The organism is Dyella sp. (assembly GCF_051954575.1).
Taxonomy (GTDB): Bacteria; Pseudomonadota; Gammaproteobacteria; order Xanthomonadales; family Rhodanobacteraceae; genus Dyella_B.
On the sequence record NZ_JBQCHP010000090.1, the window covers coordinates 15,638 to 28,475 of the forward strand.

Sequence of the window (12,838 nt, forward strand, 5' to 3'; positions counted from 1 at the left end):
AGATTGAACCCCTCCGCAAAAGAGAGGGAGGGGTTCGCCCATATCAGCGCTTGTCGATGCCCACATAGTCACGCTTGTCGGCACCCACGTAGAGCTGGCGTGGACGACCGATGCGCGAGCCGGGCGTTTCGTGCTGCTCGATCCAGTGCGCAATCCAGCCAGCGGTACGCGCGATGGCGAACATCACGGTGAACATCTCGGTGGGAATGCCCAGCGCCTTGTAGATGATGCCGGAGTAGAAGTCGACGTTCGGGTACAGCTTGCGTTCGACGAAATAGTCGTCCTTCAGCGCGGCCTCTTCCAGCTTCATCGCCACGTCGAGCAGCGGATCGTTGACGCCGAGTTCGGACAGCACCTTGTGGCACATCTCGCGGATGATTTTCGCGCGCGGATCGAAATTCTTGTACACGCGATGGCCGAAGCCCATCAGGCGGAAGTTGTCGTTCTTGTCCTTGGCGCGCTTGACGGCGGTTTCCACCTTGTCGGGCGAACCGATCTCTTCGAGCATCTTGAGCACGGCTTCGTTGGCACCGCCGTGCGCGGGGCCCCACAGCGCGGTGATGCCGGCGGCGATCGAGGCATACGGATTGGCGCCGGTAGAACCGACCAGGCGCACCGTCGAGGTGGATGCATTCTGCTCGTGGTCGGCGTGCAGGATGAACAACAGGTCCAGCGCCCTGGCGCACACCGGGCTGAGCTCCAGCGGCTCGCTCGGCACTTCGAACATCATGTGCAGGAAGCGCGTTACGTATTCGAGATTGTTGCGCGGATAACGGAACGGCCAGCCGATCGAATAGCGATAGCACGCAGCGGAGATGGTCGGCATCTTCGCCAGCAGGCGGATCGCGGCCAGCTTGCGGTCTTCCGGATTATCGACATCCAGGTCTTCATGATAGAAGGCCGAGAGCGAGGCCACCGATGCGGCCAGCATCGCCATCGGATGCGCGTCGTGGTGGAAGCCCTGGAAAAAGTTCTTGTGCGACTCGTGCATCATCGTGTGATGCGTGATGTCGTTTTCGAAGCCGGCGAACTGGGTCTTGTTCGGCAGCTCGCCGTGCAGCAGCAGATAGGCCACTTCGAGGAAGCTGGATTTCTCGGCCAGTTGCTCGATCGGATAACCGCGATACATCAGCACGCCCTGGTCGCCATCGATGTAGGTGATGGCGCTCTTGGTGCTGGCGGTGCTGCCGTAACCGGGATCGTAGGTGAAATGCCCGGTGTCCTTGTAGAGCGGGGCAATGTCGATGCAGGCCGGACCAATGGTGCCGTTCAGCAGCGGGAGTTCGCTGCTACGGCCGTTGGACTCATCAACCAGCTTGACGGATTTGGAATCGGACACGGAAGCCTCCTACGCATTGGGTCGCCACCGGGGCAACCGCAAAACGGTGACCACCCGGCAAAGGGAAAGGCGCATCGACGAGGGGGAAAGCGGCGATGCATCCGATCCATTATCGCACATCACATTGCAAACGATCCGACGGCGCATGGTCGGATTGACGGCGCGTGAAAAAGCACAAGGCAGGCGCGAGGCCTGCCTTGTGCTTGATCACTGGACCCGCCGCTGATCGGCGGTTCGTAAATTATTTCTGCGCGTAACGGCGGCGGAACTTATCCACGCGACCACCAGCGTCGATGGTCTTCTGTTTGCCGGTGTAAAACGGGTGCGAGTGGCTGGAGATATCCACCTTGACCAGCGGGTACTCGTTGCCGTCTTCCCACTTGACGGTTTCCTTGGTGGCAATCGTCGAACGCGTCAGAAACGCGAAGTCGGACGAGAGATCCTGGAACACCACCTGACGGTAGTTCGGATGGATATCGGGCTTCATGACGGACTCAAAGCTTGCGTGAAAAGAGCGGCATTGTATCGACCAGCCATGGCCGCGGTCAAGCCGGCAGGCGCGCACCCAGCGCCCGCCGCACCATCGCCGCGAACTTGGCCTGGTCCAGCTCCAGTACCACGTTCGCCTGCGCGGGCAGGCCCAGGCGATGCCCCCAGTCCACCACGGTGGCGCCACGAGTCAGGCGGCCATCCAATTCCACGCCCACATGACGGCGCTCGCTGCGCACCACCACCGAAGGATCGATGGCCACTGCCATCGCCAAGGCGTCCGCCGCGATGATGCCGCGCCGCCCGCGCTCGCGATTGGTCTCGCGCGCCACCTGGAACACGCGGCCAAAGAACTCGGCGCGGTGATCGCCAGCCGCCAACCATTGGTCAAATTCGTCTTCGTCGAAGGCGTGCCGCAGGGTGAGTTCCCAGTCGACCAGATCGAAATCGGGGAAGCCTTCGAACACTACATGCGCCGCTTCGGGATCGAAGCCGACGTTGAATTCCGCGGGCACGCGGCCGGTATTGCCGTGTCCGGTCACCGCACCGCCCATTACCACCAGGCGCTTGACGCGTTCGGGCAATGAAGGATCCAGCCGCAGCGCCAAGGCGAGGTTGGTCAGCGGCGCCAAGGCCACCAAAGTGATGTCGCCCGGATGCTCGCGCGTGATGCGCAGCAAGGCCAGCGCAGCATGCTCTTGCGCAGCCACCGTTTTGGGTTCCGGAAACCCGACGTTGCCCAGGCCATCCAGGCCGTGCACGAATGCTGCGTCTTCTTCAGGCAGGCGTACCAGCGGCGTGGGACATCCGGCAAAGACCGGCGTGGAAGCGCCCACCACATCCACCAGCGTGCGCGCATTGCGCGTGGTATGTGCCAGGCCGACATTGCCGGCAGCGATGCTCAAGCCCAGCACATCGGCATGCGCGTGCGCCATCAGAATGGCGAGGGCATCGTCGACACCCGGATCGGTATCAATCAGCAGTTGGGGTTGGGTCATGGGTTCGGGAGTGGAGAATTAGGAATCGGAATTTATATGCGCAGAGTACGGCAGATGGGCAACAGGCGGCATTTGTTTTTGCGATCGATGTTTCCGTTCCTGTTACGCGCCGGCATAACGTGCAGCACCGCCGATCCAGCGTTCGATCAAACGCCCTGCCCGCTCGGGATGATGCGCAAGCATGTATTCGCCCACCTGCTGCACGGCCGGCAGCAGATGCGCATCACGCGCCAGGTCGGCCATGCGGAAACTGAGCTGGCCGGTTTGTCGCGTGCCCAGCACTTCGCCGGGGCCACGCAATTCCAGATCCTTTTCGGCAATGCGAAAGCCATCGTTGGTTTCCCGCATCACTTGCAGGCGTTCGCGCGCGAGCTGGCCCAGCGGTGGTTGATACAGCAGCACGCAATTGGAGGCGACGGCGCCACGTCCTACGCGTCCACGCAATTGATGCAATTGCGCCAAGCCCAATCGCTCACTGTTTTCGATCACCATCAGGCTGGCATTGGGCACGTCCACGCCCACTTCGATCACCGTGGTGGCGACCAGCACGGACAACTCGCCCGCCTTGAAGGCATCCATCACCGCCTGCTTTTCTTTTGGCTTCATGCGTCCATGGATCAGGCCCACGGGACATTCGGTCAGCGCATGCGAAAGCTCGGCGTGCACCGCTTCGGCCGCTTGCGCGCGCAGTTGTTCGGATTCCTCGATCAAGGTGCACACCCAGTAGGCCTGACGACCTTCCATGCAGGCGACGCGAATGCGCTCGACCACCTCGGCCCGGCGGGCATTGGAAATCGCTACCGTCTGCACCGGCGTGCGGCCCGGCGGCAATTCGTCGATGGCCGAAATGTCCAGGTCGGCATAGGCGCTCATGGCCAGCGTGCGTGGAATCGGCGTGGCGGTGAGCACCAGTTGATGCGGCACCAGTTCGCCTTCCACGCCCTTGTCGCGCAGGGCCAGGCGTTGCTGCACGCCGAACCGATGCTGCTCGTCGACGATCACCAGCCCCAGGCGCGCAAACGCCACGCCTTCCTGCATCAGGGCATGCGTACCGATCACGATCGATGCACCCTCGGCCACGCGCTGCATGGCTTGCTGGCGCGCCTTGCCTTGTTGTTTGCCGGCCAGCCATTCGACATGGATGTTCAACGGCTCCAGCCAATGCCGAAAGTTGCGCAGATGCTGCTCCGCGAGCAATTCGGTAGGCGCCATCAGGGCCACCTGATAACCCGCTTCCACCGCCGCCAGCGCAGTGGCGCACGCCACGGCGGTCTTGCCGGAGCCGACATCGCCTTGCACCAGACGCAGCATGGGCCGCGGCTGGGCGATGTCAACGGCGATTTCCGCGATGACGCGCTGCTGCGCGCCCGTAAGCTGGAACGGCAGCGACGCCAGCCAACGTTGCCGCAAGGTGTCGCCCCCGCCAAGCTTCGGCGCGCATCGCTCGCGTACCGCCGCGCGCAAACGCTTCAGGCTCATGTGCTGGGTGAGCAATTCTTCGAACGCCAGACGTTGCTGTGCGGGATGACGCCCCTGCATCAATTGATCGATACGTGCATCGGGCGGCGGCCGATGCACGTACAGCAACGCCTCGCGCAGCGAAGTCAGGCCGAACTTGCCGCATAGCACGGGTGGAATCAGTTCCAGTTCCGCTTCGATCGGCAGCTGTTGCAGCGCCTTGGCGATGACGTTGCCCAGGCGCTTCTGCCCAAGTCCTTCGGTGGTGGGATAGACCGGCGTGAGCAGCTCATCCAATACGACGGACGCATGGTCTTCCAGGCGACGGTATTGCGGATGCACCATCTCCAGGCTGGCATTGCCCTGCCGCGCTTCGCCGTAGCAGAGCAGCCGCGTGCCGACGCGAAACTGTTCGGCCTGCGCGCGATTGAAATGAAAGAAGCGCAGCAGCAACGTTTGCATCGCGCCGTCGCCGATCGCCACCTTCAGTTGCGGTCGATAACGAAAACCCTTCTCCACCGCGTCGACCGTGCCCACCACCTGCGCACGCATGCCAGGGCGCAGGTCGGCCAACGGTGTCAGATGGGTGCGGTCCTCGTAGCGTAGCGGCAGGTGGAACCATAGATCCTGCACGCGGTGCAGCCCCAGCCGCGCCAGCGATTCGACCAGCGCGGCACCGACACCGGCCAGCGCCGTGACCGGTCGCTTGCCAGGGTCGTCGTCGGCTACAGCAGCACGTTGAAGTTTCTGGGCGGCCATCGACACAAGACTAACCGAGCACGCCGGCTTGGCGAATCGGGCTGCGGACGAAAACTGTCAGCCATCTGCGCGCGGTTCGATCAGTCCAGCACCATGATCGCGTCCACTTCCACTTGCGCACCCTTGGGCAAGCCGGCCACTTCGATGGTGGAGCGCGCCGGATACGGCGGCTGGCAATACTCGTTCATCACCGCGTTGACGGCGGCGAAGTTCGCCAGGTCCGTCACGTAGATGCCCACGCGCACGAATTTGTCGAATGAGCCACCGGCGGCCTCGGCGACGGCCTTGAGGTTGTCGAACACGCGGCGGGTCTGTGTGGTGATGTCGCCTTCCACCAGCGTGCCGGCGGCCGGATCGAGCGGAATCTGGCCAGAAAAATACACGGTGTTGCCGGCGCGCACGGCTTGCGAATAGGGGCCAATCGCTGCAGGAGCTTTGTCGGTGGCGATGATGGTGCGGGGCATGGGAATCATCCGTCGGAATGAAACCCCAAGTGTAACGCTACAGCGGATAGCGATAAGCCCCGCTCACCACGCCCGTACGCCGCACGCGCCGGATCACCTCGGCCAGATGCTTGCGGTTCTTCACCTCGATGGTGAACAGCAGCGTGGCGGCCGCAAGGTCGCGCTCGACATATTCGACGTTCTCGATATTCGAATCGGCGGCGGCGATCGCGGCCGCCACCGTGGCGAGCACGCCCGGACGATTGATGACCTCGATGCGCAGCTCGGCGCGATAGTCGCCCTGCACGTCGCGATCCCACTCGATGTCCACGCAGCGCTCGGGTGAGGATTTGCGCAGCTCCGCCATGTTCGGGCACTCGGTGCGATGCACCACGATACCCTTGCCCGGCGAGAGGTAGCCGACGATCTCATCCCCCGGCAAGGGATGGCAGCAATTGGCGAAGCTCAGCACGCCGCGCTCGGCGCCGGTGATGTGGATCTTTTCCGCCGGATGCGACATCGGCGCGCCACGGCCGGACGCACCGCCGCGCGACGCCACCAGCTGACTGGCCACCTGGTCGGGCATGCGATTGCCCAGCGCGATATCGGCCAGCAGTTCTTCCAGGCGCTTGAACTTGGACTTGTGCAGGAATTTTTCCAGCGCCGCCGGCTGGATCGCATCGAGATTGGTACCCAGGGCATCCAGCGCGCGATCGAGCATGCGGTGGCCGAAATCCACCGCGTCCTCGTGCTGAAGATGTTTCAGGTACTGGCGGATCGCCGTGCGCGCCTTGCCGGTGACCACGAACTCCAGCCACGCCGGATTGGGCACGGCGGAAGGCGCGGTGATGATCTCGATCAGTTGTCCCGATTCCAGCCGCGCGCGCAGCGGCAGCAATTTCTTGTCGACGCGCGCGGCTACCGCGTGATCGCCCACGTCGGTGTGCACGGCGTAGGCAAAATCCAGCGCCGTCGCGTTGCGCGGCAGTGACAGGATGTCGCCGCGCGGGGTGAAGAGATACGTTTCATCCGGAAACAGGTCGATCTTGACATTCTCGATGAACTCGGCCGCGGACGGTGTATGCGCCTGGCTGTCGGCCAGCGCGGACAGCCATTCGCGCGCACGCGCCTGCGCACTGTTGGCGGGACCGCTTTCTGTTTTATAGGCCCAGTGCGCCGCGACGCCGCGCTCGGCTACCGAATCCATTTCCTCAGTACGGATCTGCACTTCGATCGGCGCGCCGAACGGCCCGAGCAGCACGGTATGCAGCGACTGATAGCCGTTGGCCTTGGGAATGGCGATGAAATCCTTGAAGCGGCGATCGACCGGCTTGTACAAGGCATGCACCACGCCGAGCGCCATGTAGCAGCTCATCGCGCTGTCGGTGACGACGCGGAAACCGTACACGTCCATCAGCTGCGCGAAGCTCTTGTGCTCGTTGCGCATCTTCGAATAGATGCTCCACGGCGATTTGATGCGCCCTACCACGCGCACCGGGATGCGCTCCTCGACCAGGCGTGAGGTAAGCGCGCCTTCGATGCGACCCATCGCTTCGCGGCGATTGCCCAGCGCCGCGCGGATGCGTTCGCTGATCACGCGGTAGCGGTCGGGATGCAGCGCACGGAATCCCAGATCCTGCAGCTCCGCCTTGATCTTGTTCATGCCCAGGCGTTGTGCGATCGGCGCGTAGATTTCCAGCGTTTCGCGCGCGATGCGGCGACGCGATTCGGAATCCTTGGCGCCGAGCGTGCGCATGTTGTGGGTGCGATCGGCCAGCTTGATCAGGATCACGCGCAGGTCGCGCGCCATCGCCAGCAGCATCTTGCGGAAGCTTTCGGCGTCCGCCTCCTGGCGGCTGGAAAAGCGCATCTTGTCCAGCTTGGTGACGCCGTCGACCAGTTCCGCTACCGGCTCGCCGAATTCGCCGGCCAGTTCGGTGCGGGTGAGCGCGGTGTCTTCCAGCGTGTCGTGCAGGATCGCGGCGATGATGGTTTCCGCGTCCATGCCGAATTCGGCCAGGATGCCAGCCACCGCGATCGGATGGGTGATGTAGGGCTCGCCGCTCTTGCGCGTCTGGCCTTCGTGCGCCACGGCGCCCACCTGGTAGGCGCGCACCACCCGCGCCACCTGCGGCTCGGGCAGGTAGGCAAGGCGCTCTTTCAACGCCAGCACGTACGAGGGCAGTGCGGACGTATCCTCAGATGCGGGATGCGTGGCCGCCGTCATGGAGTCCGGACGCCCGTTCAGGCGGCCGCCTCCTGGCAAGAAGTGAGGGAAAGCAAGCGGCGGCGCCACGCACGGACCGTCGAGCCGGGGCCACCGGTTCGACGCGTACGTTGTCGACAGCCACCGCTATCCATCAGTCGTCTCCGCCTTTGGAGAGATCGTCGTCCACTTCTTGTGCGGCCCATTCCAGGGCCTCGCGTTCGGCGCGCTCGCGCTCGGCGCGGTCGATCTCGTCGATCGTGGCCTGGTCGATGCGCCGATCGGCGATTTCACGCAGCGCCAACACGGTCGGCTTATCGTGGTCGGGGTTGACTGCCGGTTCGGCACCATTGGCGAGCTGGCGGGCGCGCTTGGTCGCCATGAGAACCAGCTCGAAACGGTTGTTGACTACCTCGAGGCAGTCTTCCACGGTGATACGGGCCATGGGAAATCCTTGAACTATAAAAACTTATGCGGCCTTACAGTTTATCGGCCGGTTACCTGGCTGGCAACGCAAGGGCTCGCGACTAGATTGGACTAGCTCTATCATGCGCGGCCGTCGCACGCCAGCACGAAACATGTTGCAATGCGTGCACAATATAAAACCAGCAAGTACACTTTTACCCCTCGAACCCTTTGCAGCGGATTCCCCCTCGATGCCCTCCCTGCCCCGTCTTGCCCCGCTTAGCCGTCTCCTGCCCGCGCTGGCCATGTTGCTGCTGCTCGCTGGCTGCGCCATTGCGCCACCGCGCACCGACGATCCATTGGAGAAGTTCAACCGCAAGAGCTACGCCTTCAACATGGCGCTGGACACCCACGTGCTGCGCCCGGTGGCGGTGGGCTACACCAAGGTCACGCCCAAGCCGGTGCAGACCTCGATCAGCAACTTCTTCACCAATATCCGCCTGCCGATCAGCATCGCCAACAATCTGCTGCAGGCCCGCCCTAGTGCCGCCATGGACGACACCGGCCGCTTCCTGATCAATATGACGGTGGGCCTGGCCGGCTTCTTCGATCCGGCCACGAAGATGCAGATTCCGCTCAAGGAAACCGACTTCGGCATCACCCTGGCCCGCTGGGGCCTGCCCGAAGGCGACTTCCTGATGGTGCCGTTCCTGGGCCCCTCGACCTTCCGCGACGTGTGGCAGTATCCGGTCGATGGCTACCTGTTCGATCCGCTCAGCTACTTCTCCAGCAATCACAAGTTCCACTGGGGCCAGTACTACATCCCGCAGGTGGTCTACTTCATCCAGATGCGCGCGCAGCTGCTCGATGCCGATTCCTTCCTCAAGGAGGCCTACGACCCGTATGCGTTCGTGCGTGATGCCTGGCGCCAGAACCGCCTCAACAAGATCTACGACGGCAACCCGCCGGCGGACGTGATGTTGAAACTGCAGCAGGGCGGTTCGAACCAGAACAACCAGCAGAACTACGATCCCGAAGAGTTGCTCAAGGAGCAGCAGAAATGGGAGCAGCAACAGAAGCAGCAGAAGTCGGGCGGCGCCTGATTGAAGCGCTGGAACGAAAAACGGGGCTCCATGCGGAGCCCCTTTTTTTTGCCTGCATTTTCTGCAGGGTGTCAGTGCAACAAGGATTCCACACCGCAAACCCGCGCCAGCGCCTGCATGCCCGCCGGCACATGCTGCACCAGCACGCGGCGTCCGCCTTGATCGGCTTCCGACAGCGCCGCCAGCACGCAGGCCAGGCCGGCGCTGTCGCAGCTATCCACGCCGGCAAGATCCAGCGTATGGCGATCGTTGTTCGCGAACGCCTTGCGCATGGCCATCAGCGCGTTTTCCGCGGTTGCGAAATTCAAGGTGCCGGACACGCAGACCATGTCCGGCCGGTCGGAAGCAACCCGAAAATCGCCGGATTTACTTGGCGCCATTGCCCTTGTTGCCTTTGTCGTTCTGTTCCATCTGCTGCAACGCCTTGTCGCCCTGCGTTTCCAGCTTGGTGATCAGCTGGTCGAGGCCTTCCTTCTTGATCTCGGCATCGACCTGGTTGCGGTAGTTGGTGATGTAGGAGATGCCTTCGATGATCACGTCATAGGCCTTCCACTGCCCGTCGGCGGTCTTGTGGAACACGAAGTTCACCGCGATCTGCTTCTTGTCGTCGGTGGTCGCGACGGTCTTGATCACCGTGTACTTGTCGTTGAGCTCGCCCTGGAACGGCAGCACCTTGATCGCGCCCTTGGAATAACTCAGCAGGCCTTCCGCGTAGCGATTGATCAGCGACGAAGAGAAGGCCTTGGCGAAACGCGAACGCTGGTCCGGCGAGGCTTCACGCGCGTGCATGCCGAGCACCAGGATCGAAGCCCAATCGGTGTCGAAATGCGGCAGGAAGATCTGGTTGATCAACGACACCAGCTTGGAATGGTTGTTCTGCAGCTCCGCCTTGTGATCGGCGATCTGCGTATTGAGCTGCTCGATGACATTCTGCAGCACTGCCTGCGGGGTCGATGCATTGGTGGCTTGCGCGCTCGATGCACCTTGCGCAAATGCCGGCCCGGCAACAACGACGCTGCCCAGGGCAATGGCAGTAGCAATAGCCAGATGACGCAACATGAAAGACTCCTCGTAAAGCCGGCTCAATGTTTGCCGGCGGGCGGATTGGACGAACCGTTGCCACCGGCGTTGTTGCCGCCGCTGGACGAACCATTGACCAGGAACTTGCCGATCAGATCTTCCAGCTGCATCGCCGACTGCGTCAGCACGAGCTGGTCACCGTCCTTGAGCGAATTGGGCGAGCCACCGGGCTGGATCGCAACATACTGGCTGCCGATCAAACCACTGGTGAATATGGCGACGGCCGAATCGTCCGGAATCTGGTTGTATTTGTTGTCGATGGCCAACGTGACGGTGGCGTCCAGCTTCACCGGATCGGCCTTCACGTCAGTCACACTGCCGATGGCCACGCCCGACATCTTTACCGGCGCGCCCACTGACAAAGTGCCGACGTTGGTGAAGTGCGCCGTCACCTTGTAGCTGCCGCCGATCGCATCGGCTACGCCACCGGCACCGAAGAATTTGCCGAGCATTTCTTCCAGCGGCTGGGTCGAACGGGTGAAGACCAGATGGCCGCCATCGGCAAGATAGTTCTTGGCCGTGCCGAACTGCAGGCCCACATACTGGTCGCCGAGCAGGCCGCTGGTGTAGATCACCGCGGTCGAGTCGGTGGGGATCTGACCGAATTTCTTGTCGATGGAAAGCTTGACGTCGGCCACGTCCTTGCCCGGCTCCAGGTTGATCGACTGCACCTGGCCCACGCGCACGCCCGCCACTTTCACCGGCGCGCGTTCCTTGAGCTGCCCGACGTTCGCGAACTGCGCATCGACCGTGTAGCTGGCGCCCTGATGACTGTTGACGACCGAGGTCGTCTGCGTAGCGAGATAGGCCAGTGCGGCGAAACCGAACACGATGAACAGGCCGGTGCCGACGGCATAGGATTTTCTCTGGCTCACGACGAAGTCCTCAGAAAGAAGCGATGATTCATGGGGGTCACATCAAGAAGGCAGTGAGCACGAAGTCGAGCGCGAGGATCGCGATCGAGGAAGCCACCACCGTACGCGTGGTGGCATACGCCACGCCTTCGCTGGTGGGGGCGGTGGTATAGCCCTGGAATACCGCGATCAGCGAAACCACGCCGCCGAACGCCAGGCTTTTCCAGATCACGCCGTTGACCACGTCGTCCCACACTTTCACCGTGGAAGTCATGTTCGACCAGAACGTGCCGTTGTCGACCCCCAGCCAGTCCACCGCCACCAGGTGACCGCCGAAAATGCTCAGCCCGCAGAACACGCAGCACAGCAGCGGCATGGCGATCAGGCCGGAAAGAAACCGCGGCACGGCGACATAGGCGATCGGATCGACCGCCATCATTTCCATCGCCGCGATCTGGTCGGTCGCGCGCATCAGGCCGATTTCCGCGGTGATCGAGGTGCCTGCGCGGCCGGCGAACAACAGTGCGGTCACCACCGGCCCGAGCTCGCGATACACCGACAGCGCCACCACCGAACCCGTCGCCGAGGTACCGCCGAAAATGGACAGCACGTGATAGAGCTGCAAGCTCAGCACCATGCCAACGAACAGTCCGCAGGTCATGATGATGGTGAGGCTCATCGCGCCGACGAACCACAACTGCCGCACCGTTTCGCGCGTGTGGCGCAGGCTGCGTGGGATCGCGGCCAGAATGCGCAGCAAGAACAAGCCGCAGCGCCCGATCTGGGCCAGCGAACCAATGACGACATTTTCGCCGCGCCGCATCTGCGCACTCATACCGCACCTTGCCTGAAACCGAGGGCCTCGGCGTAATCGCCGGCCGGATACTGGAATGGCACCGGGCCGTCCGCCTCGCCGCCGAAGAACTGGCGCGTCCACGGCGAGCCGTCGTGCTCGATCGACTTGGGATCGCCCTGCCCCACCACCTTGCCGTTGGCGATCAGATAGACGTGGTCGGCCACCTGCTTGATCGCTTCCAGCTCGTGTGCCACCAGCACGCTGGTGATGCCCAACGTCTCGTTGAGCGTACGGATCAGCTTCAGCACCTGGTTGAGCGCGATCGGGTCCAGGCCCACGAACGGCTCGTCATAAAGAATCAGCATGGGGTCGAACACGATCGCCCGCGCCAGCGCCACGCGGCGCGCCATGCCGCCGGACAGCTCCGCAGGCGTGAGCGACGCCGCGCCGCGCAGGCCGACCGCCTGCAGTTTGGTGAGCACGATGTTGCGGATCAGCACTTCCGGCAGCCGCGTATGCTGGCGCAGCGGAAACGCCACGTTTTCGAACACGTCGAAGTCGGTGAGCAACGCGGAGTTCTGGAACAGGTAGCCGATGCGCTCGCGCAAATCGAACAAGGCTTGTCGTGAAAGCTTACCCACGTTCAATCCGTCCACCCAGACCTCGCCGGAATTGGCGCGCATCTGGCCGGTGATGTGCTTGAGCAAGGTGGTCTTGCCGGTGCCGCTGGGGCCCATGATGGCCGTCACCTTGCCGCGCGGGATATCCAGGTCCAGCTTGTCGAACACGACCTTGCCGTTGAGCACCGTGGTCAGGCCACGAATGCGCACCAGGGCGCGATCCTCAGGTTGGGCTTGGACAGTATCGGTCATGGCAAGGGGGCCGGAGGAAAGTGCAAAAGTTAACTG

13 protein-coding genes are annotated in these 12,838 nt (G+C 62.9%); 1 reads left to right on the forward strand and 12 read right to left on the reverse strand.

Going from position 1 to position 12,838, the window contains the following annotated elements; translation table 11 throughout:
• Positions 1 to 43 precede the first annotated feature (43 nt).
• From ACTHNE_RS12680 to rpoZ, 7 genes are all read right to left on the reverse strand, one after another.
• Positions 44 to 1,339: a citrate synthase gene (locus ACTHNE_RS12680; protein WP_440269437.1), complete on the reverse strand. Its 1,296-nt coding sequence runs from the start codon at positions 1,337 to 1,339 to the stop codon at positions 44 to 46.
• A gap of 241 nt (positions 1,340 to 1,580) precedes the next feature.
• Positions 1,581 to 1,826: a type B 50S ribosomal protein L31 gene (locus ACTHNE_RS12685; protein ID WP_192676870.1), complete on the reverse strand. Its 246-nt coding sequence runs from the start codon at positions 1,824 to 1,826 to the stop codon at positions 1,581 to 1,583.
• Between the two features lie 58 nt (positions 1,827 to 1,884).
• Positions 1,885 to 2,826 (reverse strand): nucleoside hydrolase, encoded by a 942-nt coding sequence (locus ACTHNE_RS12690; RefSeq protein WP_324936856.1) that lies wholly within the window; start codon positions 2,824 to 2,826, stop codon positions 1,885 to 1,887.
• 102 nt (positions 2,827 to 2,928) lie between these two features.
• The gene (recG, locus tag ACTHNE_RS12695) at positions 2,929 to 5,043 is read right to left on the reverse strand and encodes an ATP-dependent DNA helicase RecG (protein ID WP_324936889.1); all 2,115 of its coding nucleotides are present in this window, start codon (positions 5,041 to 5,043) and stop codon (positions 2,929 to 2,931) included.
• An 80-nt stretch (positions 5,044 to 5,123) separates the two neighbouring features.
• Positions 5,124 to 5,507, reverse strand: a complete 384-nt coding sequence (locus ACTHNE_RS12700; RefSeq protein ID WP_324936858.1) for a RidA family protein — start codon at positions 5,505 to 5,507, stop codon at positions 5,124 to 5,126.
• A 37-nt stretch (positions 5,508 to 5,544) separates the two neighbouring features.
• Positions 5,545 to 7,734 carry a RelA/SpoT family protein gene (locus ACTHNE_RS12705; RefSeq protein WP_440269449.1) on the reverse strand — a complete coding sequence of 730 codons (2,190 nt, stop codon included), beginning with the start codon at positions 7,732 to 7,734 and terminating at the stop codon, positions 5,545 to 5,547.
• Between the two features lie 112 nt (positions 7,735 to 7,846).
• Positions 7,847 to 8,137 (reverse strand): DNA-directed RNA polymerase subunit omega, encoded by a 291-nt coding sequence (gene rpoZ / locus ACTHNE_RS12710; RefSeq protein ID WP_284320151.1) that lies wholly within the window; start codon positions 8,135 to 8,137, stop codon positions 7,847 to 7,849.
• 211 nt (positions 8,138 to 8,348) lie between these two features.
• Between rpoZ and ACTHNE_RS12715 the strand changes: the two genes are divergently transcribed.
• Positions 8,349 to 9,200 (forward strand): MlaA family lipoprotein, encoded by an 852-nt coding sequence (locus ACTHNE_RS12715; RefSeq protein WP_324936864.1) that lies wholly within the window; start codon positions 8,349 to 8,351, stop codon positions 9,198 to 9,200.
• A 71-nt stretch (positions 9,201 to 9,271) separates the two neighbouring features.
• Here ACTHNE_RS12715 and ACTHNE_RS12720 read toward each other — a convergent pair whose 3' ends face one another.
• From ACTHNE_RS12720 to ACTHNE_RS12740, 5 genes are read right to left on the reverse strand one after another with little or no spacing between them, the layout of a single operon-like run.
• On the reverse strand, positions 9,272 to 9,580 hold the full coding sequence (locus ACTHNE_RS12720) for an STAS domain-containing protein (RefSeq protein WP_324936866.1): 309 nt from the start codon (positions 9,578 to 9,580) through the stop codon (positions 9,272 to 9,274).
• The gene (locus ACTHNE_RS12725; RefSeq protein WP_324936868.1) at positions 9,567 to 10,259 is read right to left on the reverse strand and encodes an MlaC/ttg2D family ABC transporter substrate-binding protein; all 693 of its coding nucleotides are present in this window, start codon (positions 10,257 to 10,259) and stop codon (positions 9,567 to 9,569) included. Before ACTHNE_RS12725 ends, ACTHNE_RS12720 begins: the two co-directional genes overlap by 14 nt.
• Before the next feature lie 23 nt (positions 10,260 to 10,282).
• Positions 10,283 to 11,155: an outer membrane lipid asymmetry maintenance protein MlaD gene (mlaD, locus tag ACTHNE_RS12730; RefSeq protein WP_324936870.1), complete on the reverse strand. Its 873-nt coding sequence runs from the start codon at positions 11,153 to 11,155 to the stop codon at positions 10,283 to 10,285.
• 37 nt (positions 11,156 to 11,192) lie between these two features.
• On the reverse strand, positions 11,193 to 11,969 hold the full coding sequence (mlaE, locus tag ACTHNE_RS12735) for a lipid asymmetry maintenance ABC transporter permease subunit MlaE (RefSeq protein WP_324936873.1): 777 nt from the start codon (positions 11,967 to 11,969) through the stop codon (positions 11,193 to 11,195).
• Positions 11,966 to 12,802 carry an ABC transporter ATP-binding protein gene (locus ACTHNE_RS12740; protein WP_440269438.1) on the reverse strand — a complete coding sequence of 279 codons (837 nt, stop codon included), beginning with the start codon at positions 12,800 to 12,802 and terminating at the stop codon, positions 11,966 to 11,968. Before ACTHNE_RS12740 ends, mlaE begins: the two co-directional genes overlap by 4 nt.
• Positions 12,803 to 12,838 lie beyond the last annotated feature (36 nt).

Bases quoted from the DNA above. Each gene is read 5' to 3' on its own strand.
- ACTHNE_RS12720 (WP_324936866.1), bottom strand. From the start codon at position 9,580: ATGGCGCCAAGTAAATCCGGCGATTTTCGGGTTGCTTCCGACCGGCCG.
- ACTHNE_RS12685 (WP_192676870.1), bottom strand. From the start codon at position 1,826: ATGAAGCCCGATATCCATCCGAACTACCGTCAGGTGGTGTTCCAGGAT.
- rpoZ (WP_284320151.1), bottom strand. From the start codon at position 8,137: ATGGCCCGTATCACCGTGGAAGACTGCCTCGAGGTAGTCAACAACCGT.
- ACTHNE_RS12715 (WP_324936864.1), top strand. From the start codon at position 8,349: ATGCCCTCCCTGCCCCGTCTTGCCCCGCTTAGCCGTCTCCTGCCCGCG.
- ACTHNE_RS12740 (WP_440269438.1), bottom strand. From the start codon at position 12,802: ATGACCGATACTGTCCAAGCCCAACCTGAGGATCGCGCCCTGGTGCGC.
- ACTHNE_RS12700 (WP_324936858.1), bottom strand. From the start codon at position 5,507: ATGCCCCGCACCATCATCGCCACCGACAAAGCTCCTGCAGCGATTGGC.
- mlaE (WP_324936873.1), bottom strand. From the start codon at position 11,969: ATGAGTGCGCAGATGCGGCGCGGCGAAAATGTCGTCATTGGTTCGCTG.
- ACTHNE_RS12725 (WP_324936868.1), bottom strand. From the start codon at position 10,259: ATGTTGCGTCATCTGGCTATTGCTACTGCCATTGCCCTGGGCAGCGTC.
- recG (WP_324936889.1), bottom strand. From the start codon at position 5,043: ATGGCCGCCCAGAAACTTCAACGTGCTGCTGTAGCCGACGACGACCCT.
- ACTHNE_RS12690 (WP_324936856.1), bottom strand. From the start codon at position 2,826: ATGACCCAACCCCAACTGCTGATTGATACCGATCCGGGTGTCGACGAT.